Origin of the sequence: Stenotrophomonas acidaminiphila, from assembly GCF_001431595.1 — a bacterium.
In the GTDB taxonomy this organism is placed as follows: Bacteria; Pseudomonadota; Gammaproteobacteria; order Xanthomonadales; family Xanthomonadaceae; genus Stenotrophomonas; species Stenotrophomonas acidaminiphila.
Genome location: NZ_LDJO01000026.1, coordinates 345,721 through 371,261 on the forward strand (window position 1 = coordinate 345,721; position 25,541 = coordinate 371,261).

At 69.8% G+C, this 25,541-nt stretch carries 22 protein-coding genes; 11 read left to right on the top strand and 11 right to left on the bottom strand.

The genetic code is table 11. The features are described from left to right. Positions 1-2: 2 nt before the first annotated feature. Entirely contained in the window at positions 3-1,124 is a 1,122-nt protein-coding gene (locus ABB33_RS09950) for an efflux RND transporter periplasmic adaptor subunit (RefSeq protein WP_056931979.1), read from the bottom strand. A 107-nt stretch (positions 1,125-1,231) separates the two neighbouring features. Between ABB33_RS09950 and ABB33_RS09955 the strand changes: the two genes are divergently transcribed. From ABB33_RS09955 to ABB33_RS09965, 3 genes are all read left to right on the top strand, one after another. Next, the gene (locus ABB33_RS09955; protein ID WP_056931980.1) at positions 1,232-1,897 is read left to right on the top strand and encodes a TetR/AcrR family transcriptional regulator; all 666 of its coding nucleotides are present in this window, start codon (positions 1,232-1,234) and stop codon (positions 1,895-1,897) included. A 130-nt stretch (positions 1,898-2,027) separates the two neighbouring features. After that, positions 2,028-2,675 (top strand): protein-L-isoaspartate O-methyltransferase family protein, encoded by a 648-nt coding sequence (locus tag ABB33_RS09960; protein WP_054663156.1) that lies wholly within the window; start codon positions 2,028-2,030, stop codon positions 2,673-2,675. Between the two features lie 24 nt (positions 2,676-2,699). After that, complete coding sequence (locus ABB33_RS09965; RefSeq protein WP_056931981.1) at positions 2,700-4,058, top strand: TolC family outer membrane protein; 1,359 nt, start codon at positions 2,700-2,702, stop codon at positions 4,056-4,058. Positions 4,059-4,161: 103 nt separating this feature from the next. On the opposite strand, the gene waaA is transcribed toward ABB33_RS09965, so the two are convergent. Then, complete coding sequence (waaA, locus tag ABB33_RS09970) at positions 4,162-5,457, bottom strand: lipid IV(A) 3-deoxy-D-manno-octulosonic acid transferase (protein ID WP_056931982.1); 1,296 nt, start codon at positions 5,455-5,457, stop codon at positions 4,162-4,164. 120 nt (positions 5,458-5,577) lie between these two features. Here waaA and ABB33_RS09975 point away from each other — a divergent pair, with 120 nt between their 5' ends. Continuing rightward, complete coding sequence (locus ABB33_RS09975; protein WP_056931983.1) at positions 5,578-6,504, top strand: LpxL/LpxP family Kdo(2)-lipid IV(A) lauroyl/palmitoleoyl acyltransferase; 927 nt, start codon at positions 5,578-5,580, stop codon at positions 6,502-6,504. Here ABB33_RS09975 and ABB33_RS09980 read toward each other — a convergent pair. The 6 genes from ABB33_RS09980 to ABB33_RS10000 form a co-directional block, all read right to left on the bottom strand. After that, the gene (locus ABB33_RS09980) at positions 6,492-7,835 is read right to left on the bottom strand and encodes an O-antigen ligase family protein (protein WP_056931984.1); all 1,344 of its coding nucleotides are present in this window, start codon (positions 7,833-7,835) and stop codon (positions 6,492-6,494) included. The two genes, ABB33_RS09975 and ABB33_RS09980, sit on opposite strands and share 13 nt — an antisense overlap. Further along, positions 7,816-8,928 carry a glycosyltransferase gene (locus ABB33_RS09985; protein ID WP_056931985.1) on the bottom strand — a complete coding sequence of 371 codons (1,113 nt, stop codon included), beginning with the start codon at positions 8,926-8,928 and terminating at the stop codon, positions 7,816-7,818. Before ABB33_RS09985 ends, ABB33_RS09980 begins: the two co-directional genes overlap by 20 nt. 8 nt (positions 8,929-8,936) lie before the next feature. Then, positions 8,937-9,134 carry a zinc-finger domain-containing protein gene (locus ABB33_RS09990; RefSeq protein ID WP_054663138.1) on the bottom strand — a complete coding sequence of 66 codons (198 nt, stop codon included), beginning with the start codon at positions 9,132-9,134 and terminating at the stop codon, positions 8,937-8,939. A gap of 530 nt (positions 9,135-9,664) precedes the next feature. Continuing rightward, positions 9,665-9,799 carry a hypothetical protein gene (locus tag ABB33_RS19190; RefSeq protein WP_263863280.1) on the bottom strand — a complete coding sequence of 45 codons (135 nt, stop codon included), beginning with the start codon at positions 9,797-9,799 and terminating at the stop codon, positions 9,665-9,667. 197 nt (positions 9,800-9,996) lie between these two features. Further along, positions 9,997-10,599, bottom strand: a complete 603-nt coding sequence (locus ABB33_RS09995; protein ID WP_056931986.1) for an acyl-homoserine-lactone synthase — start codon at positions 10,597-10,599, stop codon at positions 9,997-9,999. A gap of 157 nt (positions 10,600-10,756) precedes the next feature. Further along, positions 10,757-11,128, bottom strand: a complete 372-nt coding sequence (locus ABB33_RS10000; protein ID WP_054663131.1) for a DUF4902 domain-containing protein — start codon at positions 11,126-11,128, stop codon at positions 10,757-10,759. Positions 11,129-11,276: 148 nt separating this feature from the next. Between ABB33_RS10000 and ABB33_RS10005 the strand changes: the two genes are divergently transcribed. Further along, the gene (locus ABB33_RS10005; protein ID WP_056931987.1) at positions 11,277-11,996 is read left to right on the top strand and encodes an autoinducer binding domain-containing protein; all 720 of its coding nucleotides are present in this window, start codon (positions 11,277-11,279) and stop codon (positions 11,994-11,996) included. A gap of 99 nt (positions 11,997-12,095) precedes the next feature. Here ABB33_RS10005 and ABB33_RS10010 read toward each other — a convergent pair whose 3' ends face one another. After that, positions 12,096-14,387, bottom strand: a complete 2,292-nt coding sequence (locus ABB33_RS10010) for an NADP-dependent malic enzyme (protein ID WP_054663125.1) — start codon at positions 14,385-14,387, stop codon at positions 12,096-12,098. Positions 14,388-14,619: 232 nt separating this feature from the next. On the opposite strand from ABB33_RS10010, the gene ABB33_RS10015 reads away from it, so the two are divergent. The 6 genes from ABB33_RS10015 to gltS all read left to right on the top strand — a co-directional run bounded on the left by ABB33_RS10015 (position 14,620) and on the right by gltS (position 21,680). Next, positions 14,620-15,864, top strand: coding sequence for an amino acid deaminase (locus tag ABB33_RS10015; RefSeq protein WP_198421459.1), 1,245 nt, complete (start codon positions 14,620-14,622; stop codon positions 15,862-15,864). Between the two features lie 21 nt (positions 15,865-15,885). Next, positions 15,886-17,241 carry a GntT/GntP/DsdX family permease gene (locus ABB33_RS10020; protein ID WP_056931989.1) on the top strand — a complete coding sequence of 452 codons (1,356 nt, stop codon included), beginning with the start codon at positions 15,886-15,888 and terminating at the stop codon, positions 17,239-17,241. A 15-nt stretch (positions 17,242-17,256) separates the two neighbouring features. Next, entirely contained in the window at positions 17,257-18,120 is an 864-nt protein-coding gene (locus ABB33_RS10025; protein WP_056931990.1) for a MurR/RpiR family transcriptional regulator, read from the top strand. 3 nt (positions 18,121-18,123) lie between these two features. Beyond that, a complete protein-coding gene (locus ABB33_RS10030) occupies positions 18,124-19,548 on the top strand; it encodes an N-acyl-D-amino-acid deacylase family protein (RefSeq protein ID WP_056931991.1) in 1,425 nt (474 codons plus the stop codon). Positions 19,549-19,617: 69 nt separating this feature from the next. Beyond that, positions 19,618-20,013: a RidA family protein gene (locus ABB33_RS10035; protein ID WP_054663108.1), complete on the top strand. Its 396-nt coding sequence runs from the start codon at positions 19,618-19,620 to the stop codon at positions 20,011-20,013. A 455-nt stretch (positions 20,014-20,468) separates the two neighbouring features. Beyond that, positions 20,469-21,680, top strand: a complete 1,212-nt coding sequence (gltS, locus tag ABB33_RS10040; protein WP_054663105.1) for a sodium/glutamate symporter — start codon at positions 20,469-20,471, stop codon at positions 21,678-21,680. 69 nt (positions 21,681-21,749) lie between these two features. Here gltS and ggt read toward each other — a convergent pair whose 3' ends face one another. Continuing rightward, on the bottom strand, positions 21,750-23,483 hold the full coding sequence (ggt, locus tag ABB33_RS10045; protein ID WP_054668589.1) for a gamma-glutamyltransferase: 1,734 nt from the start codon (positions 23,481-23,483) through the stop codon (positions 21,750-21,752). A 722-nt stretch (positions 23,484-24,205) separates the two neighbouring features. Then, positions 24,206-25,489: an anaerobic sulfatase maturase gene (locus ABB33_RS10050; RefSeq protein WP_082393837.1), complete on the bottom strand. Its 1,284-nt coding sequence runs from the start codon at positions 25,487-25,489 to the stop codon at positions 24,206-24,208. Positions 25,490-25,541 lie beyond the last annotated feature (52 nt).

Genomic DNA, 25,541 nt, shown 5'->3' on the forward strand with positions numbered 1-25,541 from the left:
CCTCAGTCCTCCTTCCGGGCCGGAGCGGGTGCGGCCAGGACCGGCTTGTTGGCCCGGTCCACCGCCGTCACCGGCTGGCCCTCGCGCAGCAGGTGGCCGCCGGCGGCGACCACCCAGTCACCGGCGGCCAGCCCGGACAACACCGGCACGCGTTCGGCACCGTAGGCACCCAGCGTCACCTGGCGCAGGTGCAGCGTGCCCTTGGCCGGATCCACCACCCACACCCCGGCCTGCTGCTGGGTCCGGCCCGGCTGCACCGCCGCCAGCGGCACGCTCAGCGCGCCACCCTTGCCGTGGGCCACGTAGACGCGTGCGCTCTGCCCCAGCTCGACCGCATCCAGCGCTTCGGCCGCCAGGCTCACGCGCGTGGCATAGGTGCGCGCCTGGGCATCGGCGGCCGGTGCGATCTCGCGGATGGTGCCGGGCCAGCGCTTGCCGGGCCGGTTCCACAATTCCACTTCCACTGCCTGGCCCACCGCGAATTCACGGATGCCGCTCTCCGGCAGGGCGATGGCGACCTCGCGGGCGCCGTCGGCGGCCAGCGTGTAGATGGCCTGGCCGGCGGCGACCACCTGCCCGGCCTCGGCCTGGCGGCTGGCGATCACCCCGTCCGCCGGCGCGCGCAGCTGCGCGTAGGCGGCCTGGTTGCGGGCCACGTCCAGGTTGGACCGGGCCGCATCGGCCTGGCCCTGCGCCGCCTTCAGCGCGGCGGTCTGCGCATCCAGCGCGGAGCGGCTGACCAGTTGCTCGGCGGCCAGCGCGGTGTAGCGCCGGTGTTCGTCGCGGGCGCGCACCAGGTCGGCCTCGGCGGCCGCGTACTGCGCCTGCGCCGCACTCGCCTGCAGCGCGTAATCGGCCACGTCCAGCTCGGCCAGCAGCTGGCCCTTGCGCACCCGCTCGCCGGCATTGACCTCGCGCCGCAGCAGGTTGCCGCCGACACGGAACGACAACACCGTTTCCTCGCGCGCCCGTATTTCGCCGGGGTATGCGGTGATGGCCTGGCCACTGTCCTGGGGGTGTACGACCAGAACCGGTACGGCATGTGCGGGAGCAGGCTCGGACTTGCCGCAGGCGGCCAACAGGGCCACCAGCAGGGAACCGCCAATCCATGGGGCAATGTTCATGGGTAAGGATCGCTGGAAGATGAAAGGGGGAGGGATGGCGGTTCATCGCCATTACTGAACGAGGCGGTATAGTATAAATATCGAACCAGCTGGTCTAGTATTGTCTGATGTCTTCGCATCATCCTTCCCACCCCACCGGCAAGCCGACCCCGCGCGGCACCGGTCCCGGCCGCCCCAAGGACCTGGGCAAGCGCGCCGCGATCCTGGAAACGGCCAAGGAAATGTTCATCGAACAGGGTTTCAACGGCGTGAGCATGGACGGCATCGCCGCCGGCGCCGGCGTTTCCAAACTCACCGTCTACAGCCATTTCGGCGACAAGGAGACCCTGTTTTTCGAGGCGATCCAGGCCAAGTGCGTGGAGATGATGCCCGACGAGCTGTTCGTGACCGACAGCGAAGGCCCGCTGCGCGAGCAGCTGCGCGGGATCGGCCATGCGTTCTTCGCGCTGATCAGCAGCGACGAGGCCATCGCCACCCAGCGCATGATGATGACCCCGGAAACCGACGACCGGATCCGCGAGATGTTCTGGCAGGCCGGCCCCAAGCGCACCGAGAGCGCGTTGGCCGAATTCCTCGAGGCCCGCACGGCCCGCGGCGAACTGGCGATCGACGACCCGCGCCTGGCCGCGCGCCAGTTCTTCTGCCTGATCAAGGGCGAACTGCACGCGCATATGATGTGCGGGCTGTGCGCGGCCCCGGAGCAGCCCGACGCCGAGGCCCACATCGCCACCACGGTCGACTTCTTCATCCGCGCCTATGCGCCCCGCCCCTAACCTGAACGAACCGGAGGTCGTGATGACTTCCGGCACTGCGGACCTGCCGCGGGCACGGCGATGCTTGCCCCGCACTGCCCGCGCCAACCGGTAAAATGGCCGGCCCACTGCGCCGGATTGACGAGACACCATGACGATCGATTACTCCCACGCCCGCGAAATGATGGTCGAACAGCAGGTACGTCCCTGGGACGTGCTGGACCTGCGCGTGCTGGACGTCCTGGCGCGGCTGCCGCGCGAAGCCTTCGTGGCCGAGTCGCACAAGGCGCTGGCCTATGCAGACATCGAACTGCCGCTGGGCCATGGGCAGAAGATGATGAAGCCGGTGGTCGAAGGCCGCATGCTGCAGGCGCTGGACCTGCAGCCGGGCGACGAAGTGCTGGAGATCGGTACCGGCAGCGGCTTCATCAGCGCCTGCCTGGGCGAGCTGGCCCGCGAAGTGCTGAGCCTTGAAATCCAGCCGGAGCTGGCCGAGCGCGCGCGCGCCAACCTGGATGCCGCCAAGCTCGGCTCCAACGTGCGCATCGAGGTCGCCGACGCGCTGCAGTGGCAGACCCAGCGCCACTTCGACGCCATCTGCATCACCGGTGCGGTGGATACCGTGCCGGCACACATCCTGAAGTGGCTGCGCCCCGGTGGCCGCCTGTTCGTCATCCAGGGCCGCTCGCCGGTGATGGAAGCGGCGCTGATCAAGGCCGACGGCAGCGTGCAGTCCCTGTTCGAAACCGATATCGACTATCTGCTGGGTGCCGCGCCGGCCCCGCAGTTCCAACTCTGATCCGCTACATCCAAGGAAGCCGCAATGATCCGCCGATCCCTCGCCCTTGCGCTGGCTGTCGCCCTCTCGCCGCTGGCGGCCAATGCCGCCGACCTGATGCAGGTCTACGAAATGGCCCGCAACGGCGACCCGCAGCTGGCCTCCGCAGAGTCCAACCGGCTGTACACCAAGGAAGGCCAGGTGCAGGCCCGCGCGGCACTGCTGCCGTCGCTGGGCGGCTCGGCGTCGCTGAACCGCACCCGCTCCTCGCTGGATGGCGTCAGCGGCTCGAGCACCTCCACCTCGCGCAAGTACGGCATCTCGGGTGAGCAGACCCTGTTCAACTGGACCCAGTTCGCCAACCTGCGGACCCAGCGCGAGATCAGCAAGGCAGCCGACTTCGACCTGGAATCGGCGAACGACGACCTGATCGTGCGCACCGCCACCACCTACTTCAACGTCCTGGTGGCGATCGAATCGCTCAGCGCCGCGCAGACCAACGAAGCGGCCGCCAAGAAGCAGTTCGACTACGCCGACAAGCGCCTGGAAGTCGGTCTGGCGCCGATCACCGACGTGCACGAAGCCCGCGCCCAGTACGACCAGGCGCGCGCCAACACCATCCTCGCCCGCAACACCCTGGCCGATGCCTACCAGGCGCTGAGCGAACTGACCGGGCAGCCGGTGCAGGGCCTGCGCAGCCTGCCGGAGGACTTCCGTCCGGAACTGCCGGCCAACCGCGGCGACGTCGACAAGCTGGTGGCCGATGCGATCGCGCAGAACCCGGCGCTGAAGGCGCAGGAACTGAAGGTCAACGCCGCCGAGTCCGGCGTCTCGGCCGCCCGCGGCGGCCACTACCCGACCCTGTCGCTGGGCGGCAGCTGGGGCAAGAGCGCCAATTGGGGCGACAGCGTCGGCGGCTCCTCGTTCGGCCCGGACGCGACCACCAACTCGATCGGCCTGACCCTGAACGTGCCGATCTTCTCCGGTGGCGCCACCCAGTCCTACGTGCGCCAGGCCCTGGCCCAGCGCGACATCGCCCAGGACGGCTACGAGCAGCAGAAGCGCGCGCTGGACCGCAACACCCGCAATGCCTACCAGGCCGTGGTGGCGGGCATCAGCGAGGTCGAGGCACGCCGCCTGGCCGTGGTGTCGGCGCAGAGCGCGTACGACGCCTCGCAGGTCGGCCTGGAAGTCGGTACCCGTACCGTGCTGGACGTGGTGCAGAACCAGCGCACCCTGTTCCAGGCCAAGCTGGACTATGCGCAGGCCCGCTACACCTTCCTGCTCAGCCGGCTGCAGCTCAGCCAGGCCATCGGCGCGCTGGACGTGGCCGAGGTGCAGGACATCAACCGCCTGTTGACCCAGGATGCCGAGGCGCAGCTGGCGGCGGGCAGCATGCAGTAAGTCCCGCCGCTTCACCGGCATGGACATGCGAAAGGCGGGCTTTGGCCCGCCTTTCGCGTATGCGCCATCACGTGGCGCGGAAGCCAGACGTCGCGACTGCCTCCTACTCCGGTGCCGGCAACCGCGGCGCGATCAGTTCCAGGGTCCGTTCCAGCGCACCGCGGCCGTTGGCCACCAGCTGGGCGCCGGCCTGGACCATCTGCCGGCGCGCCGACGCATCCCCCAGCAGGCGCAGCAGTTCGTCGCCGAGCTGGGCGGCATCGTCGCGGATGCTCAGCGCCCCGGCTTCGCTCATCCGCCGCGAGATCTCGGCGAAGTTGTGCAGGTGCGGGCCGGTGATCACCGCCGTACCCATCGCCGCCGGCTCCAGCAGGTTGTGCCCGCCGATGGCCTGCAGGCTGCCGCCGACGAAGGCCACCTGCGCGCAGGCGAAGAACGGCATCAGCTCGCCCAGCGTGTTGAGCACGAACACCTGGGTGTCGGCGCCCGGCCACTGCTCGGCGCTGCGCGTGGCCACGCGCCAGCCCTGGGCCCGCACCGACGCCTCGACCTTGGCGAACCGCTCCGGGTGCCGCGGCGCCCACAGCAGCAGCGCATCGGGATACCGCTCCAGCACGCGCGCATGCAGGTCGATGACCGCCTGCTCTTCGCCTTCGTGGGTGCTGGCGGCGATCCAGGTCACGCGCCCGGCCGGCACATGCGCATGGAACGCGGCGAGCAGCGGCGCCGGATCCGGCGGGTGGATGTCGAACTTCAGGTTGCCCAGCGCGCAGACCTGCTCCTGGCGTGCGCCGAGCACGACGAAGCGGCGCGCATCCTCGCTCGACTGCGCGGCCACGCAGGTCACCGTGCGCAGCGCGCGCCCGACCAGCGGCCGCAGCAGGCGATAACCCTTCAGCGAGCGTGCCGACAGGCGCGCATTGAGGATGTAGACCGGGATCCGGCGATCGCGGCAGCCGAACAACAGGTTCGGCCACAACTCGGTTTCCAGGATCAACGCCAGGCTCGGGCGGAAATGGTCGAGGAAACGCCCGGCGCTGCCCGGCACGTCGTAAGGCAGGTAGACGTGGTCCACCGCGTCGCCCCACAGCGCGCGCACCCGCTGCGATCCGGTGGGGGTGATGGTGGTGATGACCCAGCGGATGTCCGGGCGCTGCCGGCGCAGCGCATCCACCACCGGCGCGGCGGCGTTGACCTCGCCCACCGAGACCGCGTGCAGCCACACGCAGGGCCTGCGCCCGCTTTCCGGATACGACGCATAGCGTTCGTCCCAGCGCTTGAAGTATTCGCGCACGCGGAAGCCACGCCATACCAGGTGATAGACGGTGATGGGCAGCAGCAGGTACAGCAAGGCCGAGTACAGGCCCCGCAGCAGCAGTTCGACGGGATCCTTGCGCATCCGGCGAGGATACCTATGCGCGGGGAACTAGTGGATAGGAAACCGGCGGAGCTGCATGCGCGGCCATCGCCCCGGCCGCTTCCGGGTGCCCATCCGCGGGTTCCTCATTAGAATCCCCCCATGTCCGACACCCCCACCTCCGCCACCCGCCCGTCACTGTGGCAGCCACGCCACTGGCCGACGTTCGCCTGGCTGGCGCTGGCCATGCTGGGCGCACGCCTGCCCTGGATGCTGCAGCGCGCGATCGGCCGCGGCATCGGCTGGCTGGCGCTGCACCTGGCCGGTACCCGCCGGCATGCCGCCGAGGTGAACATCCGCCTGTGCTTTCCCGAGCAGGACGAGGCCTGGCGGCGGCAACTGCTGCGCGACAGTTTCGATGCGCTCGGCGTGGGCATCTTCGAGTTCGCCCGCGCCTGGTGGGGCAGCATTGACGCGATCCGCCCGCGGGTGGAGATCCAGGGCCTTGAGCACCTGCAGGCACTGCAGGCGCAGGGCCGCGGCGTGTTGCTGGTGTCAGGACACTTCATGACCCTGGAGATGTGCGGGCGGCTGCTGTGCGACCACGTGCCGCTGGCCGGCATGTACCGGCGCTACCGCAACCCGGTGATGGAATGGGCGGTCAAGCACGGCCGCCTGCGCTACGCCAGCGCGATGTTCGCCAACGAGGACATCCGCGCCACCGTGCGCCACCTGAAGAAAGGCGGCCTGCTCTGGTACGCGCCCGACCAGGACATGCGCGGCAAGGATTCGGTGTTCGTGCCGTTCTTCGGGGTACCCGCTTCCACCATCACCGCCACCCACCAGTTCGCGCGGCTGACCGGCTGCGCCGTGGTGCCCTTCTTCCACCGTCGCGAAGGCGGGCGCTACCTGCTCACGATCGCGCCGCCGCTGCCGGACTTCCCCACCGAGGATGCGGTCGCCGACACCGCGCGCGTCAACGCCGCGATCGAGCAGATGGTGCGCGAAGCGCCGGCCCAGTACCTGTGGATCCACCGCCGCTTCAAGCGGCAGCCGCAAGGACGCAGCCGCTTCTATCAGCGCGATTGATCGCCGCCGGCCGGCGCCGGCGACGGATGGGCAAGCAGGGCGCCGGCGAACAGCGCGGCCAGCAGCAGGGTCGCGCCGCCCCAGAACGCCGAGTAGAACGCCAGGTGGGTATTGAACGGGAACACCGTCACCGCCAGCGCCAGCGTGGCCGGGCGCGCCCGTGCCCGTGCCTCCGCGTCCGCGTAACGCCACGCGCGCCACGCCATGGACGCGCCGGCCAGCCACAGCAGCAGGCCCAGGATGCCGGTTTCGGACAGGATCTCGAGCACCAGCTGGTGGGCATGCAGCGCCGGCCCGGTGCCCCAGGCGGCGTACTGCCCGTGCGCCGGATCGCACTGCGGAAAGGCGTTGCGGAACTCGCGCGTGCCCACCCCGTTGAGCGGATGCGCGCGCACCATGCACGCAGCCGCGCTCCAGATCTGGCTGCGTCCGGACAGCGCCGCATCCACACCGGCCGCATCGCCGGTCAACGCCATCGCGGTGCGCGTCACCCGCTCGCGCACCTGCGGGGACAGCCCGGCCAGCAGCACCGCGCCGAGCACGCCGGACAGCAGCACCAGGGCCATGCCCTTCCGGCCCAGCAGGCGCCAGCCGGAGAACAGCATCACCAGGGCATAGGTGATCCAGGACGCACGCGAACCGGCGAGCACGATCACCACCCCGGTCGGCAGCGCCGCCAGCAGCCAGCCCCAGCGTCCCCAGCGCGCGGCGGCGGCGAACAACAGGAACGGCGTGAGGCTGGCCAGTACCTGCCCGAACTTGAGGTTGCACGGCCCGAACACGCCGCTGAGCCGGTCCGCCTGCGCCACTTCCCCGGCGCTGCACAGGCCGTGCCCGCTGACCAGCCATTTCACCTGGTCCATCGACCAGAACAGCGGGCTGCTGCCGGCCAGTGCCTGCGCCAGCGCATCGGCCACCCACAACGCGACAACCACGCCCAATCCGGTGAAGGTGGCCCGGCGCCGGGCGTCGCTCGCCACGGCGATGGCCACCAGCCACATGAAAGGCAGGTGGCGCAGCCCGGCCGCGACCCGGCCCCACGCACGGCCGGGATCGTCCGCGTCCACAGCCGAGACCAGCTGCGGCAGCCAATAGGCAAGGAACAGCGTGCTGGTCAGCGCCCACGCCGGCACGCTGAGCAGGCGGCGGCCGTCGCCGGTGAAGCGCTGCCACGCCAGGTAGCCCAGCATCACCAGCGCACCCAGCGCCAGCAACGCCTCGGCGATGCCCGGCGCCGGCCACGCCGCGACGCAGGCGATCACCCAGGCCGGGGCCCATTTCAACGGAGGCGCCGGCGACGCCACGGGGGATTCAATCGACGAGTTCGCCATAAACGTCCAGCGTGGCACGCTGCATGGCCCGCAGGGTGAAAGGGATGCGCCGCGGCAGCGGTGGCGGTTGCCGCAGCAGGTCCAGCGCACGCGCCACCAGTGTCGCGGCATCGCCCGGCGGCACCGCGCCGGAGGGCTGCAGCTCGCCCAGCAGTTCGCCGACCCCACCGTGGTCCCAGCCCAGTACCGGGCGGCCCACTGCCAGCGCTTCAAGCACGGTGCGGCCGAACGCCTCGGGCTTGTCCGACAGCTGCAGGACCAGGTCGCTGGCCGCGTAGGCCTGCGCGATCCGGGTGGTGGGTTCGGTGATGGCGACCGCGTCGGCGATGCGCAGCGTGGCGGCCTGCTGCTCCAGTTCGCGCACGTATGCCTCGCGCCCCGGCTCGCGTGCGCCCGGCATCCACAGCCGTGCCAGCACATCGTGCCCGCGCAATGCCGCCAGCAGGTGCAGCGCATGCGCATGGCCCTTGAGGCGGGTGCCGCGACCGGGCAACAGCAACAGCGGCCCGGCGCCGGCCAGCGCCGGATGCAGCGCTTCGACCGCCAGCCGCGGCCGCCGGTCGGCCGGCGCCACGTGCGGGAACTGCGCCAGGTCCACGCCACGCGGGATCACCCGCAGGCGCTGCGGATCGGTGGCCGGGTAATGCGCGAGCAGGTAGTCGCGCACGCTGCGGGACACGCAGATCACCCGCTCGCCACTGGCCATGATGCCGCTGTAGCGACCCGGTGAATTGAGCCCATGCATGGTCGTGACCCAGTGTGGGCGCCGTTCCCGCGGCATGCCGCGCAGCGCGTGCCAGCCCAGCCAGGCCGGCAGCCGCGAACGCGCGTGCACGATATCGGCGCCGGTTTCGGCGAACAGCCTGCGCAGCGACACCACGTGGCGCAGGGTCAGCAGCGACTTGCGGCCGATGTCCAGCGCCAGGTGTTCGGCACCGCTGTCCAGCAGCGGCGGCACCAGACGGCCACCGGCCGAGACCACGATGGCGCGATGCCCGGCCTCCACCAGCGCCTGGGCGATCTCCAGCGTCGAGCGCTCGACGCCGCCGGAGTGCAGCGCCGGCAGCAGCTGCACCACGGTCAGGCGGCGCATGCGGGCGTTCAGTCGACCAGCACGAACACCGCGCCGCAGTACGGGCAGGCGGCTTCGCCGTTGGGCTCGTTCTCGATCGGCAGGTAAACCCGCGGATGCGAATTCCACAGCGCCATCTCCGGCGTCGGGCAGCTCAACGGCAGGTCGGCACGGTGCACGTTGTAGCGCTTCTCGGCGTTGGCGGGCGCGGCGGCGGTATGGCTCATGGCGTCATTCACACAGGAAAACCGGGACCGGGCAATTCTAGCAGCGCCGGCAGGACATGGACTTCGCCGGACATGAGCCGGTGCCATGTCCGGCGACTCCTTCTGCGATGGCCCGCACCCGGCCGCCACCCCATGGCGCCCCGGCAGCCACCGCGTCCAGCGCTACGTCCGCCAGCTCGGGGCCTGCGCATGGAGGAGTTCCCTGACCGCTCCGCCGCGCTGACCACGCACATCCTGGGGGGCAGCAGCGCGACCAACCGCACCCGGGATTCTTCGCCAGGGTGTGTGGTGTTCGATCCGCAGCGGTTCATGCCGCCTGCCGGCCACCTGGATCCGCGCGCTGTCTTCCGCCCTGCGGGTGGTCAATGGCCACCTGCGCATCGAGGACGACGGCAGGCCGACGTCCCGGCTGGCCGCATGCTGGGGGATTCATCGCCAGCCGGCGCCTGCCGGGATCCTGGCACCCGGCAGTGATGCACCTGATGCCCGCCGGCGCCCCGGTACCGGCGGCACCGACACACGCCTGGTTCTCAGACCAGGATGCCCAGCAACCCACCCACGCTGATGCCGACGACGGTACCGACAAAGAGACCGGCAAGGAACTGCATCCGCAGCGAATCGGAGACGCCGCGCCTGACGTCATGGTCCGAGATCTTCTTGAACATGCCCCCATCTCCCGATATGAAAGAACACGGAGGGGCGCGCCAGGCGCGCACGAAGCAGGACCGCTCCCGCCTGCAACCTCCCTGTTCCCTCCGCATGGCATTCCACGCCGGCCGGGACGACGAGCCCATTTTCCCGTCTCCCGCAGGCCCTCCGGCCTGACATGGATTTCACCCGAGATACCCGTTTCCCGTAACTGTCAGAATTGACAGGTCGCGGCGTTCCCATGCGGCGCACACGGCGGCCGCCCGGCCAGCTCGATCCAGCAGGCGAAGGTCGGGTGGCCTTCGATCATCACCGGCGGCGCGGCCCGGTGGACATGGAAACCGGTCCGCCGCAGCAACCGCTCCATCGCCAGCGGCGAGACACTGATGAGTCGCTTCCCGCCCCGGCGTTCCACGTAGTCGGCCGCCAGTTGCAGGATGTCCACCGCCAGCGCCGACGGGCGCTGCGTCGCTCCCCCGGTTCGCGCGCCGCGCAGGTCCATCACCGCGAAGCGCGACAGTTCCCACACCTCCTCCGAACAGGGCGGTGGCAGGCCGTTCATCAACTGCGGGAACATCTCGCCCAGCAGATAGGGGCCGGTAGTCGGCAACAGCCGCGCATAGCCGACGATGGCGTGCTGGTCATCGCGGGCGATCACGTGCACGGTTTCGGGCCGGTCGAACCGGTCGCGCTCGATTCCCGGCGGCGTGTCCAGCTGCCAGCCGAGGGTTTCGATGAATACCCGGTAGCGGTAGCGGCCCAGTGCCCGATTGAGCAGCGGCGACAGGTCGCCTGCCCGGGCGAGGATGAATTCCATGAGCCGCTCCCCTGTTGCTGAAGGACGGGGAGGAGTCTTGCAATGCAGCAAATGCCTGATAACTGTCAGGATTGACAGGTCGGCAGTGTCCACGCGCAGCGGCGCACGCGTCGCGGGCGACGGCTGCAGTGCGCCCGAACCGCCGCCAGTCAGTGCGTCAGCGGAAGCCGATGGCGTCCAGCACCACCGGTTTCCATTCCAGCGTGTCGACCAGTTGCCTGAGGCAGCACGCGGTATGGTCCGGGCCGACGTCCCGGCCGTGTTCATCCACCAGCATCACGTTGCTGCGCGGCGTGTCCCGGCAGGCGGCGGAGACGGGCCGGGCCAGGGTATCGATATGCCAGTCCCAGCCGACCGAGACGGCCGGTACCGAGGTGGTGGCCCATTCTGTATACCCGCTGATGTCCGAGCAGGCCGCCCCCGCTGCAGCGTGGCCATGTTCCTCGTCCAGCCCCGATACCAGGTGCACGAGCCGGATCTGGCCAAGCGCCTGCCGCGATAGGCGGATGTAACCGTCGTCGTCTGTCATTATCATGCAGCCTATGGCAGTGCAGGCGATGGCGGTGCGCCGCGCCGGGCGATGGACTTGACCAATCTAGATGCGCGTTGCGGGTACTGGAAGCTGTCAGTACTGACAGTGCCACCCGGCCGTGATCACGGTTTCATCGAGGGCGGAAATGGAGGCGTGGCGGGAAGACCAACTCAATGCGCTGCTGGCGCCCGATGGACAGAACGACCTGTTCGGGACGATCGCCGGGATGGTACGCGCCCTGGGTTTCGAACACTGCGCCTATGGCGTGCGCGCGCCGCTGCCGCTGGCGCAGCCGGAAATCGTGATGCTCAACGATTACCCGGAGATCTGGCAGAAGCGCTACCAGGACAACAACTACCTGCAGGTCGACCCCACCGTGCGCCAGGGCGCGGCGTCGCTCGATGCCTTCGCCTGGTCCAATGGCGACGATCCGCTGGACCCGGCCGCGGCCTTCTGGGAGGACGCGCGCCTGCATGACATCATCTGCGGCGTATCGCTGCCGGCGCTGGCGGCCAACAGCGTGCGCGGCATGCTGACCCTGACCCGTGGCGGTACGCGCCTGGACCCGCTGGAACTGCGCGCCAGGTGGCCGCAGCTGCTGTGGCTGGGCCAGGTCGCCCACCATGGGTTGGCGCGGGAAATGCTTGCGCGCTGGCGCGCGACCTCGCGCGAGGCGCTGAGCGCGCGCGAGATCGAGATCCTGCGCTGGGTCGCCGAAGGCCATACCAACCGCCAGATCGCCGCCCGCTTCAACATCACCGAGCGCACGGTCAACTTCCACCTCAACAACGCCATGACCAAGCTCGACGTCGGCAACCGCACGGCCGCGGCGGTGCGCGCGGTGGTCCTGGGCATCATCGCCTGACCCGGCGCCGCGCCCGGCGGCAGCCACAGGCACCGAATGGCGCGGATACGACAAGGCCGGCATGCGCCGGCCTTGTGGTGGGTTCCGGGGCGACCCGACTCAGGTGCCGCGCTCGGCTTCCATCTGCTTGCGGATCTGCGCATCGACCGCGGCAATGGCGGTCATGTTCAGCACGCGGCGCGAACTGGCGCTGCTGGTGAGGATGTGAACCGGCTTGGAGATGCCCATCAGGATCGGGCCGATCGCCACGCCGTCGGTGAACACCCGCACCAGGTTGTAGGCGATGTTGGCCGCCTCCAGGTTGGGCAGCACGAACAGGTTGGCGCGGCCCTTGAGCGTGCTGTTGGGCAGCAGCTTCTCGCGCAGCGCCTCGTCCCACGCGGTGTCGCCCTGCATCTCGCCGTCCACGTTCAACCGCGGGTTGCGCTTGAGCAGCTGCTCGCGCACCTGGCGCATCTTCAGCGCATCCTTGGAATCATGGCTGCCGAAGTTGGAGTGCGACAGCAGCGCCACCTTCGGCTCGATGCCGAACAGCTTCATGCGGTAGGCGGCCTGCAGCGTGGACTCGACGATCTGCTCCACGCTCGGGTCTTCCTGCACGTGGGTATCGACGAAGAAGAACACGCCCTGCGAGTTGATCACCCCGGTCATCGCCGAGGTCGAACTGACCCGCGGCTCCAGCGGGATCACGCTGCGCACGTAACCGAGCTTCTTGTGGAAACGGCCGACCACGCCGCTGAGCATGGCGTCGGCCTCGCCGCGCGCCACCATCACCGCGGCGATCAGGGTCGGGCGCGAGCGCAGCAGGTTCTTGGCCGCGGCCACGGTCACGCCACGACGGCCGGTGAGCCCGTGGTAGTACTGCCAGTAGTCGTTGAAGCGCGGATCGTCGTTGATGTTGGTGACTTCGAAATCCACGCCCGGCTTCATGCGCAGGCCCAGCCGCTCGATGCGCGATTCGATCACGTCCGGGCGGCCGATCAGGATCGGGAAGGCCACGCCTTCGTCGATCACGTTCTGCACCGCGCGCAGCACCACTTCCTCCTCGCCTTCGGCATAGACCACGCGCTGCTTGTCGGCACGCGCCTGGTCGTAGACCGGCTTCATGAACAGGCTGGTGCGATAGACGAACTGCGCCAGCTTCTGCCGGTAGGCGGCCATGTCGGCGATCGGGCGCGTGGCCACGCCCGAGTCCATCGCCGCCTGTGCCACCGCCGAGGACAGCTCCACCAGCAGGCGGCGGTCGAACGGGCGCGGGATCAGGTAGTCGCGGCCGAAACTCGGGGTGTCGCCGCCGTAGGCCGCGCCGAGGTCGGACGCCTCCTTGCGGGCCAGCGCGGCGATGGCACGCACGCAGGCGACCTTCATTTCCTCGTTGATGCCGGTGGCGCCGACGTCGAGCGCGCCGCGGAACAGGTACGGGAAGCACAGCGCGTTGTTGACCTGGTTTGGGTAGTCCGAACGGCCGGTGCCGATGATCGCGTCCGGGCGCGCGGCGCGCGCCACTTCCGGCATGATCTCCGGGGTCGGGTTGGCCAGCGCGAAGATCACCGGGTCCGGCGCCATGGTCTTGACCATCTCGGCGGTGAGGATGCCCGGGGCCGACAGGCCCAGGAAGATGTCCGCACCCTCGACGATCTCGGCCAGGGTGCGCTTGTCGGTGTCGCGCGCATAGCGCGCCTTCTCCGGATCCAGCCCTTCGCGGCCGCTGTGGATCACGCCGTCGCGGTCGAACGCCAGCACGTTTTCCGGCTTGACGCCCAGCTCCACCAGCATGTTCACGCAGGAAATGCCGGCCGCGCCCATGCCGGTGGTGGCGACCTTGACCTCGCCGATCTTCTTGCCGGTGATGTCCAGCGCGTTGAGGATGGCCGCACCGACGATGATCGCGGTGCCGTGCTGGTCGTCATGGAACACCGGGATGTTCATGCGCTCGCGCAGCTTGCGCTCGACCACGAAGCACTCCGGTGCCTTGATGTCCTCCAGGTTGATGCCGCCGAAGGTCGGTTCCAGCGAGGCGATGATGTCGACCAGCTTGTCCGGGTCGTTCTCGTCGACCTCGATGTCGAACACGTCGATGCCGGCGAACTTCTGGAACAGCACGCCCTTGCCTTCCATCACCGGCTTGCCGGCCAGCGGGCCGATGTTGCCCAGGCCCAGCACCGCGGTGCCGTTGGAGATCACCGCGACCAGGTTGCCGCGCGCGGTCAGCTCGCTGGCCGCGGCCGGGTCGGCGACGATCGCTTCGCAGGCATAGGCCACGCCCGGCGAGTACGCCAGCGACAGGTCGCGCTGGGTGAGCATCGGCTTGGTGGCGGCGACCCGGATCTTCCCCGGCGGCGACATGCGGTGGTAGTCGAGGGCGGCCTGCTTGAAATCTTCTTTGGACATCGACGGGACTTGCTGTGGCTGAATGCCCGATTCTAGCGACTCGGCGACGACATGAACCGTTTCATCGGGGACTGCATTCAGGACGCGGCACCCGAATCGGCATGCTGCCTTGCAACATTTTACGAAAATATTTTTCATTGCGCCGGTTATCTGCTACATAGACCGCTCTCCAGCGGGGAAGATGGGGGCATCATCAGCGTGATCCGGAATGGATAAAAAACAATTTCAAGCCATGCCAGCCGTGCTCCGTGGCAAGGGCCTGGGCGCCGCCGACGCCGCTCTTTCGACGACCGACGCAGCCCGCCAGGGGTGGTCCATCCTGCGTGAGCAGGTCAGCCTGCCGGCCGCGGTCCTGCTGCGTTCGGCGCTGCTGCACAACCTGGAATGGATGCGCCGCTTCGTCGCCGCCTACGGCGTGCAGCTGGCGCCGCATGGCAAGACCACGATGAGCCCGGAGCTGTTCCGCCTGCAGCTCGATGCCGGCGCCTGGGGCATCACCGTGGCCACCGCGCCACAGGCGCGGGAGGCCTGGCTGGCCGGCGCGCGCCGCATCCTGGTCGCCAACCAACTGGTCGGCCCGGCCAACATGGCGATCATCGCCGAGCTGCTTGAGGCCGGTGGCACCGAGGTGTTCTGCCTGGTCGATTCGGCCGCCAACGCCGACGCGCTGGGCCGCTGGTTCGACGCCCGCGGGCTGTGCCTGGACGTACTGCTGGAGATCGGCGTCAGCGGCGGCCGCACCGGCGTCCGCGACGACGCCCAGGCGCAGGCGGTGGTCGCGGCGGTCGCACGCTGGCCACGGGCGCTGCGGCTGGCCGGCGTGGAAGTCTACGAGGGCGTGGTGGCCGACGAGGCCGGCGTGCGCGCGATCCTGCGCCGCAGCGTGGAGACCTTCCAGCGACTGCGCGCCGGCGCCGCGTTCGGCCGCGTGCCGGCGCTGCTGACCGGTGCCGGCTCGGCCTGGTTCGACGTGGTCGCCGAGGAGTTCGCCGCGTTGTCCGGTGACGCCACGGCCGAGATCGTGCTGCGCCCGGGCTGCTACCTCACCCATGACGTCGGCGCCTACCGCCAGGCCGCCAGCCGCATCCAGGCCGGCAACCCGGTCGCGCGACGGATGGGCACGAGCCTGCGCCCGGCGCTGCGGCTGTGGGCCTACGTGCAGTCACGAGCGGAGCCGGAACGGGCCATCGTCGGGCTGGGCAAGCGCGATGCCGCGTTCGACGCAGGCTTCCCGGTGCCGGCGCTGCATTACCGGCCCGGCGATGCCATGCCCGGCGACGCCGCCGCGCACTGGCAGGTGACGGCGATGATGGACCAGCACGCCTTCCTGCAGGTGCGGGCCGAAGACGACCTGCGCGTGGGCGACATGCTGTGCTTCGACATCTCCCACCCGTGCCTGACCTTCGACAAGTGGCGCCACCTGCTGGTGGTCGACGACGACCACAACGTGGTCGATGCCGTCTCCACGCAGTTCTGAGCCGCCGCCGGACCCGCACGCATGAGCCATGGACACCTGCTGCTGATCTACGCCGTGCTGGCGATCGTCGCGTTGATCGTGCTGATCGCCCGCTACCGGCTCAATCCCTTCATCAGCGTCACCCTGGTCTCGGTGGGGCTGGCGCTGCTGGCCGGCATGCCCGCGCCGGAGATCCTGCCGGCCTACGAGCAGGGCGTCGGAAAGACCCTGGGCCACATCGCGCTGATCGTGGCGCTGGGCACCATGCTCGGCAAGATGATGGCCGAGTCCGGCGGCGCCGAACGCATCGCGCGCACGCTGATCGCGCGCTTCGGCACCGGCAACGTGCACTGGGCGATGATGCTGATCGCCTTCTGCATCGGCCTGCCGATCTTCTTCGAGGTCGGCTTCGTGTTGCTGATCCCGATCGTGCTCAACGTCGCCCGCCGCACCGGCGTGCCGCTGCTGCTGGTCGGGTTGCCGATGGTCGCGGGGTTGTCGGTGGTGCACGGACTGGTGCCGCCGCACCCGGCGGCGATGCTGGCCGTGCATGCCTATGGCGCGGACGTGGGCCGCACCGTGTTCTATGCGCTGCTGGTGGGGCTGCCGACCGCGGCGCTGGCCGGGCCGGTGTTCGCCAGGGTGGTCGCACCCCGGGTGGCGCTGCCGGCGCACAATCCGATGGAAGCCGCGCTGCTGGACGAGGGCCACGGCCGCATTCCCGACGAGCAGCTGCCGGGCTTCGGCATCACCATCGCCACCGTGCTGCTGCCGGTGGCGCTGATGCTGCTGGGCGGCTGGGCCGACCAGATCGCCACGCCCGGCTCGCCGCTCAACCATGGCCTGCGCTTCATCGGCCACTCGGTGGTGGCGCTGCTGCTGGCCACGCTGCTGAGCTTCGTCACCCTGGGGCTGATGCGCGGCTTCAACCGCGAGCAGATCCTGAAATTCTCGCAGGAGTGCCTGGCGCCGACCGCCGCCATCACCCTGCTGGTCGGCGCCGGCGGCGGCCTCAACGGCATCCTCGTGCACACCGGCGTGGCCAGCCAGATCATCGACCTGTCCCGCCAGTTCCAGCTGTCGCCGCTGCTGATGGGCTGGACCATGGCCGCGCTGATGCGCATCGCCACCGGCTCGGCGACGGTGGCCATGACCACCGCGTCGGGCATCGTCGCCCCGATCGCCGCCGCGCTGGGCTACCCGCACCCGGAACTGCTGGTGCTGGCCACCGGCGCCGGCTCGGTGGTGCTGTCGCATGTCAATGACGGCGGCTTCTGGCTGGTCAAGGAATACTTCAACATGTCCGTGGCCCAGACCTTCAAGACCTGGACCGTGCTGGAAACCCTCATCTCCGTCACCGCGCTGGCGCTGGTGGCGGCCCTTGCCGCCGTGCTCTGAACCGAAGAACCCACCATGTTCGACATCGTCTACGAACTGCGCCAACGGCTGCATGAATTCAGTCCGGTCGAGGCCCGCATCGCCAACACCATCCTCGCCGACGTCGATGCCGCCGCCCAGTACGGCGTGACCGAGCTGGCCGAGCGCGCCGAGGTCAGCGCTGCGGCGATCTCGCGCTTCGCCAAGACGCTGGGCTGCGAACACGTGCGCGAACTGCGCGCGCGCCTGGCTTCGGCCAGCGCGGTCGGCAAGCGCTTCCTCGAGCAGCAGAACGCACCACCGGTATCGGCGCTGTTCGCGCAGATCTGCGACGACATCCAGGCCAGCCTGCGCCACAACCTGGCCAACCTGCAGGAAGACGTGGTGCAGCAGCTGGCCGATGCGATCTGCCAGGCGCGGCGCATCCACGTGTTCGGCATCGGCGGCTGTTCCACCGTGTTCTCGCAGGAACTGCAGAACCGGCTGATGCGCTTCGGCCTGCCGATCACCGCCTGCAGCGACGCGGTGGTGATGAAGATGACCGCCGCCATCCTCGGCCCGCAGGACCTCGTGCTGGCGCTGTCGGTCAGCGGCATCACCCCGGAGGTGATCTCGGCGGTGGAGATCGCGCGCACCTATGGCGCGCGGGTCGGCGCCATCACCCGCGCCGGCACGCCGCTGGCCGAGCTGAGCGACTGGCTGCTGCCGATCAGCATCGAGGAGACCGATTTCGTGTTCAAGCCCTCCGCCTCGCGCTACGCGATGATGCTGGCCATCGACGTGCTGGCCACCACCACCGCGCTCAACGGCGCCAGCGAAAACCACGAACACCTGCGCCGCATCAAGCTGGCGCTGGACCGCTACCGGGGCGGCGACTCGCGCCTGCCGCTGGGCGACTGATCGATGCACGACGTACTGATCCGCAACGCGCTGGTGCTCGATGGCAACGACCGCCCCGGCCGCCATGGCGACGTGGCGGTACGCGACGGCCGCATCGTCGCGGTCGGCGCGGTAGACGGCGGCGCCCGCCAGGTGATCGATGCCGGCGGCCGCGCGCTGGCGCCGGGCTTCATCGACGTGCACACCCACGACGACCTTGAAGTGCTGCGCAACCCGGGCATGGCCAGCAAGCTGTCGCAGGGCGTGACCACGGTGGTGGTCGGCAACTGCGGCATCAGCGCCAGCCCGGTGCACATCCGCGGCGAGGTGCCCGACCCGATGAACCTGCTCGGCGAGGCGGGCGATTTCCGCTATGCCGATTTCGCCAGCTACCGCCAGGCCGTGGAAGCGGCACGCCCGGCGGTGAACGTTGCCGCCCTGGTCGGGCATACCGCGCTGCGCCAGAACCACATGGACCGGCTTGACCGCGCCGCCACCGCCGGAGAGATCGAGGCGATGCGCGCGCAGCTGCGCGCCAGCCTGGCGCAGGGCGCGCTGGGCCTGAGCAGCGGGCTGGCATATGGCTCGGCGTTCCATGCGCCATCCGCGGAAGTGGCGGAACTGGCCAGGGAACTACCGCACGGCGGGCTGTACGCCACCCACCTGCGCGATGAATTCGGTGGCATCCTGGCGGCGCTGGACGAGGCGTTCGACGCCGCACGCGCGCCGCAGGCCGCGGTGCGCGTCTCGCACCTGAAATGCGCGGGCATCGACAACTGGGGCCGCAGCCGCGAGGTACTGCACCGGCTGGACGCCGCCTCCGGCAGCCAGGACGTGGCCTGCGACTGCTACCCGTATGCCGCCAGCGCTTCCACCCTGGACCTGAAGCAGGTCACCGATGCCTACGACATCCTGGTCACCTGGTCCGAACCGGAACCGGCGCAGGGCGGCCGCCTGCTGGCCGACATCGCCGCCGACTGGGGGGTGACGCTGCTGCAGGCCGCGGTGCGCCTGCAGCCGGCCGGCGCGGTCTACCACTGCATGGACGAGAACGACGTGCGCCGCATCCTCGCGCACCCGCTGACCATGATCGGCTCGGATGGCCTGCCGCGCGATCCGCGTCCGCATCCACGCCTGTGGGGCACCTTCCCGCGCGTGCTCGGCCATTACGCGCGCGACCAGGCGCTGTTTCCGCTGCACACCGCCGTGCACAAGATGACCGGGCTGCCGGCCTCGCGCTTCGCGCTGGGCGCGCGCGGCGGCATCCACCCCGGCGGCTGTGCCGACCTGGTGCTGTTCGACCCGGCGCGCGTGCGCGACACCGCCAGCTTCCACGATCCGGTGCGCGCGGCCGAGGGCATCGACGCGGTGTGGGTCAACGGACAGCTGGCCTACGACGGCAGCGAAGTGGTCGCACGCGCCGGGCGCTTCATCGCGCCGGGCGGCTGATCGCCCCGCGGCGCCGAACGACCGGCGCATCCGCGCAACCATCCAGGATCACTGCAACAAGGAGCATCCATGAGCGACATCAAGCGTTACGGCGCCGAGGGCGGCGTCGGCCAGGGCCGCCAGCACATGCCGTTCTCGCGCGCGGTCGAAGCCGACGGCTGGCTGTACGTCTCCGGCCAGGTACCGATGCGCGACGGCGAACTGGTCGGCGGCACCGTGACCGAGCAGGCGCACGTGGCCATCGGCAACGTGATGGCGATCCTCGCCGAGGCCGGCTACGGCCCGGAGCATGTGGTGCGCTGCGGCGTATGGCTGGACGACGCCCGCGATTTCTACGCCTTCAACAGCGTGTTCAAGCACTACTTCGGCGAGCACCCGCCGGCGCGCGCCTGCGTGGAGAACCGCATGGTCGTGGACTGCAAGGTGGAAGTGGACTGCGTCGCCTGGAAGCGCCCGCCGCGCTGAACCCGCGCCCGCCCGGCCCGGCTGCGCAACCGCCGGGCCGCACCATCGGCACCTGCCGCGCATAACGGGCGGCTATGGCGCCACGCGCTCTTGCGACTGGCGCTGGAGGCGGCTCCGCGGCTATTGTGCATGCCGCAGCCCCGCTCCACGCATCGTGTTGCGGCGCAGCAGACCGGCCCGCTCGTCATGGAGATTCCCCATGCCTGCCTGCTTGCGCCCATGCCGGCCGCAGCCATCCCCGTCCGGCCCGACTGGCGGAAATACCGCCCTCGGGCATCGAACCTTCTGCCATCCGTTATGCGCACGGGCCGGCTCCGCCGGACTGCACGTGGCTCCGTCCCCTCCCCCGTGCCACGGAGCCCGGCCACACGCGGCAGTCCTTCCACGGCGGCGCCGGCCCTGCGCCGGACACCGCCCCAGATTCCTGCACTGGCAGGGCACGAGGTACTGATTCGATGATCCAACTTGATGCCGTACAGACGATCGCCTTCGGCGGCCTGACCCTGTTCGCCGGCTACGCGCTGTGCCGCGCGATCCCGGTGCTGCGCCGCTACAACCTGCCCGAACCGGTCGTCGGCGGCCTGCTGGTGGCGTTGCTGGTGTGGGCCGCGCATGCGCGCGACACCACCCTGTTCGAACTGGACACCAGCCTCAAGGTACCGCTGATGGTGGCCTTCTTCACCACCCTGGGCATCAACGCCAGCCTGCGCCTGCTGCGGGTCAGCGGGCGCCAGGTGATGATCTTCCTGGTGCTGGCCAGCCTGTTCGCGGTGCTGCAGAACCTGGTCGGCATCGGCGTGGCATGGATGTTCGACCTGCACCCGATGTTCGGCGTGCTCGCCGGCTCGGCCACGCTCACCGGCGGCCCGGCCACCGGCATGGCCTTCGCGCCGCTGTTCGAGGAAGCCGGGCTGCAGGGCGCCGAGACCCTGGCGATCACCGCGGCGATGGCCGGCATCATCTGCGGCGGCCTGATCGGCGGCCCGACCATCACCGTGCTGATGCGGCGGTTCGGCATACGCGGTCCAGCCGGCAACGGCGCCACGGCCGATGGCAGCGCGGTGGACGACGAAAGCGTGCACGTGCATTTCCCCAACGAATCGGCGCGCGAGTTCGACGCGCTCAAGAGCATCGTGGTGCTGCTGATGGCGATGTGGCTGGGCGCATGGGTCAGCCAGGGCTTCGATGGCCTGGGCCTGACCCTGCCCTCCTACATCGGCGCGATGCTGGTGGGCGCGGTGATCCGCAACATCGACGACTACACCGGACTGATCCGGCTGTCGGTGCCGACCACCGACCTGATCGGCAACATCTGCCTGGCACTGTTCCTGGCGGTGGCGCTGATGGACCTGAAACTGTGGGAACTGGCCGGCATGGGCCTGCCGCTGGTGGTCAACCTGGTCATCCAGGTGGCGCTGGTGGCGCTGTTCGCGATTCCGATCTTCTACGTGATGGGCCGCGACTATGACGCGGCGGTGATGGGTGGCGGCTTCATCGGCTTCATGCTCGGCACCACCGCCAACGCCATGGCGGTGATGCGGCGGCTGGTGCAGCGCTACGGCGTGGCGCCGCGCGCGTTCCTGGTGGCACCGCTGGTGGGCGCGTTCTTCATCGACTTCGTCAACGCGCTGATCATCACCGGCTTCCTCAACTTCTGGCCGCACTGACCGCAGCCGGACGTTGCCGCAGCACGATCCCGCAGGGCCGCCGCGATGGCGGCCCTGCTTTTTTTGCAGCTACTGCGCGGCTGCGCCGGCGCCCGGCCGGCGGGGATCGGCCGCGCCCTGGACACCGTCCCCGCCGACCAGCAGCGTCTGCGTGCTGCCGATGGTCTCGTCGCTTTCGATGCGGTGGCCCAGGCCACGCAGCAGGCGCAGCGTGTCGGGGCTGAAGCCCGGTTCGATCTGCAGCATGCCGGTGCCCATGTCCTGGTGGATGCGCGGGCGGTGGGTGGCCTCGGCGATGTTCATGCCGAAATCGACCACGTCCACGATCGTCTGCATCACCGTGCCGGGGATGGTGTTGCCGCCCGGGCTGCCGGTGACCAGCCACGCCTTGCCATCGCGCAGCACCAGCGTCGGCGACATGCTCGAGACCGGGCGGCGGCCGGGCTGCAGCGCGTTGGCGACCACACGCCCCGGCTCCTTGCGCGCGGCAAGCTGCGCGCGCAGCGAGAAATTGCCGATGAGGTTGCCGAGCAGGAAGCCGGTGCCTTCGGCCATCACCCCGGCGCCGAAATCCGAGCCCAGGGTGAAGGTATTGCTGACCGCGTTGCCGTCGGCGTCGACCACCGAGAAATGCGTGGTCTGCGGGCTTTCATGGGGCAGCGGATCGCCCGCCGCCAGCGCGGTGGCATCGAGCGCGCGGTCCGGCGAGAACTGCCGCCAGCGCACGTCGGCATAGGCCTTGGACACCAGCCCGCCCACCGGCGCGTTGACGAACGCCGGGTCGCCGGCGTGGCGTGCGCGGTCGGCCCAGGCAAGCTTGATCGCCTCGGCCATCGCATGCAGCGCCGCGGCCGAACCGGCCCCGTGCGCGGCCAGGTCCTCGTGCTCGAGCAGGTTGAGCATTTCCAGCACGCTGGCGCCGCCGCCACTGGACGGCGGCATGCTCACCACCGGGTGCCCGCGGTAGGTGGTGCGCAGCGGTTCGCGTTCGATGGCGCGGTAGCCGGCCAGGTCGTCGCGGCCGATCAGCCCGCCATGGCGCTGCATGGCCGCCACCAGCCGCTGCGCGATCGGCCCGCGGTAGAACGCATCCTCGCCGTCGCGCGCGATCAGCCGCAGCGACCACGCCAGGTCGGCCTGGCGCAGGCGTTCGCCCGCGCGCAGCGCGCTGCCGTCGGCGTGCAGGAACACGCTGGCGCCGGCCGGGCTGCGCGCCAGCCGGTCGCGTCCCCAGTCCAGCGCGAATGCTTCGTCACGGCTGAGCACCACGCCGTTGTCGGCCAGTTCGATCGCCGGCTGCAGCAACCGTGCCCACGGCAGGCGCCCGTGGCGGCGATGCGCCAGCGCCAGCCCGGCCACCGTGCCCGGCACCCCGGCGGCCTTCCACCCGGCGGTTTCGCCGTCGATCCCCCCGTCGGCGCCGATGAAGCGCTCCAGCGTGGCCGCCGCCGGTGCCATCGAGCGGTAATCGATGGCGACGCTGCGGTTCTCGCCGGCCAGGTGCAGCAGCATGTAGCCGTCGCCGCCGATGTTGCCCGCGCGCGGCAACAGCACCGCCAGCGCGAATGCGGTGGCCACCGCCGCGTCCACCGCGTTGCCACCATCGCGCAGCACCTGCGCGCCGATCTCGCTGGCGCACTGGTTCTGGCTGACCACCATGCCGCGGTCGCCGTGCTCGGGCTTCTGGATCGCCTGGTAGTTGAGCAGTTCGCGCGCGCCGGCCGGCGGCGCCAGGGCCAGCAGGGCACCCAACAGCAGCGCCATGCCACGGCCGGGGAGGGATACGATGAGTCGCAGGGTCATGCCAATCTCCGGTTTGCGGTTCGCGGGCGCATTGCCGGCCGTCCACCCGCGGCAGTGCCGATGGCGGCGGTCGCACTGGCCCATCCCGGAGCATGGCCGGCACCGGCGTGCCTGTCCCCCATCATTGATGGCCGACGGTATAGCTGGCGCGCATGGAAGCCCGCGGCATGCCAGTGCTGCCGGTTGACACCTGCACCGCGATCGTGATCACCCGTGGAGGGCCCGACGGCAATCTGCCGGCCCACCACGCGCCCTCCACCCACAGCCGTTGCCGCGCGCCACTGCTGCTTTGCCTGGCTGTAGCCGGGCCACGGTGTCGGATCGCAGCATCGCGTGGATCAGCGACAGGGTCGCCTTGCCCTCGGCGAGGTCGTCGCCAGGATGCTTGCCCGGCACGGCCTCACCGGCACCTGCCAGCAGCGTGCTGCGACGCGCCCAGCCGCCCGTCGCCGATGGGCCATTTCCCGGAGAACGACATTCCATCCGGATCGACGCCAGTATCGACGACGGGTGGACATGTCGTGTCCGCGCCGGGGAGACCCGCGATTGCGGGCCCTTCTTTCAGTTCAGAGTTCGGCAACCGTGCGTCCGTGCCTGTGCGGCGTGCCCAGGCCGAACCGGAGTGATGCGTCTTCCGGCTCGACACGAATGCCCGAACAGCCGGCTGCTCGGATTGGCGTACGCAGCGTGACACTCGCGATGCCGCGGCACGCGCGGGAACGCTAACGCGCTCCGGACTGTCCGCCGATCCGCTGCAGGATGCGCACCACGTCCGGGTCGATGTGCCTGTAGAACGCATACAGGCCCGAACACAGGTAGTTGAGTCCTGGTTCGCCGTCGTCGGTGCGGATCAGCCGGTTCTTCGGGCACTCGCCGTAACAGAGCTTCAGGTAGTCGCAGTCCATGCACTGGCGCGGCAGGGTGTCGCGCTTGTCCATGCCGAACTTCATCTGTGCCGGCGAGAACGCCAGATTGCCCAGGTGCTGGTGGCGGATGTTGCCGCTGCGGTATTCGGGGTAGACGAAGTGATCGCAGGCGAAGACCTCGCCATCGTGCTCGACGGCCACCGCCTTGCCGCAGAACTCTCCCTGCGTGCACATCTGCGCAGGCAGCCCGGCCGCCTGGGCCACGGCGGTCTCGAACAGGTTGACGTGGACGCGGCCGATGTCGGTACGCATCCATTCGTCCCACACCGCGATCAGGAACTGACCGTAGTCCACCGGGTCCACCGACCACTCGGTGACGATCGCGCCTTCGATGCCCGGACGTGCCCGGCGCTCGTGCTGGCGCGGCGCCTGGTCGTGCGGGAGCTTCGCCGGGGCGACCTGCATGAAACTCACCGGCTCGACCGCGGGGGTGAACTGCACGCGCCAGGTGCCCACCTCGTCCACGAGGAACCGATAGACATCGCGCGCGCGCCTGGCGTTCGTGCGATTGACCACGCACAGGGCGGCGAACGGAATCTCCGCCTCGCGCAGCAGGGCGGCGGCCCGCATCACGTAGTCGAAGGTGGGCTTGTCGTTGCGCGCGCGGCGATAGGTGTCGTGCAGCTCGCGCGGGCCGTCGATCGACAGGCCGACGTGGAAGCGGTGCGCCTTGAGGAAGGCGATCCACTCCGCATCCAGCAGCAGGCCGTTGGTCTGCAGGTCGTTCTCGATCCGCTGGCCGGGCCGGGCGTGGGCCTGCTGGAGCTCGACCACCCGGCGATAGAAGTCCAGGCCCATCAGCGTGGGTTCGCCGCCTTGCCACGAGAACACGACTTCGTCGCCGTCCTGGGCCTCGATGTACTGGCGGATGTGCTGCGCGAGCGTCGCGTCGTCCATGCGCGGGCGCGGGCCCTGGTCGAGCAGCTTCGATTTGTGCAGGTAGAAGCAGTAGTGGCAATCGATGTTGCACTCGGAGCCGGCCGGCTTGACCATCGCGTGGAAGCGGTAGCGTCCACCTTCCAGCAGCCGGGATCGATCCAGTCGCGGGCCGTCTTCCATCGTGGCTCCTGTCGCCGTCATGTGCGTACCTGTCATCGTAAGGGGAACCGGTGCCGGCGTGGCCGGATGCCGC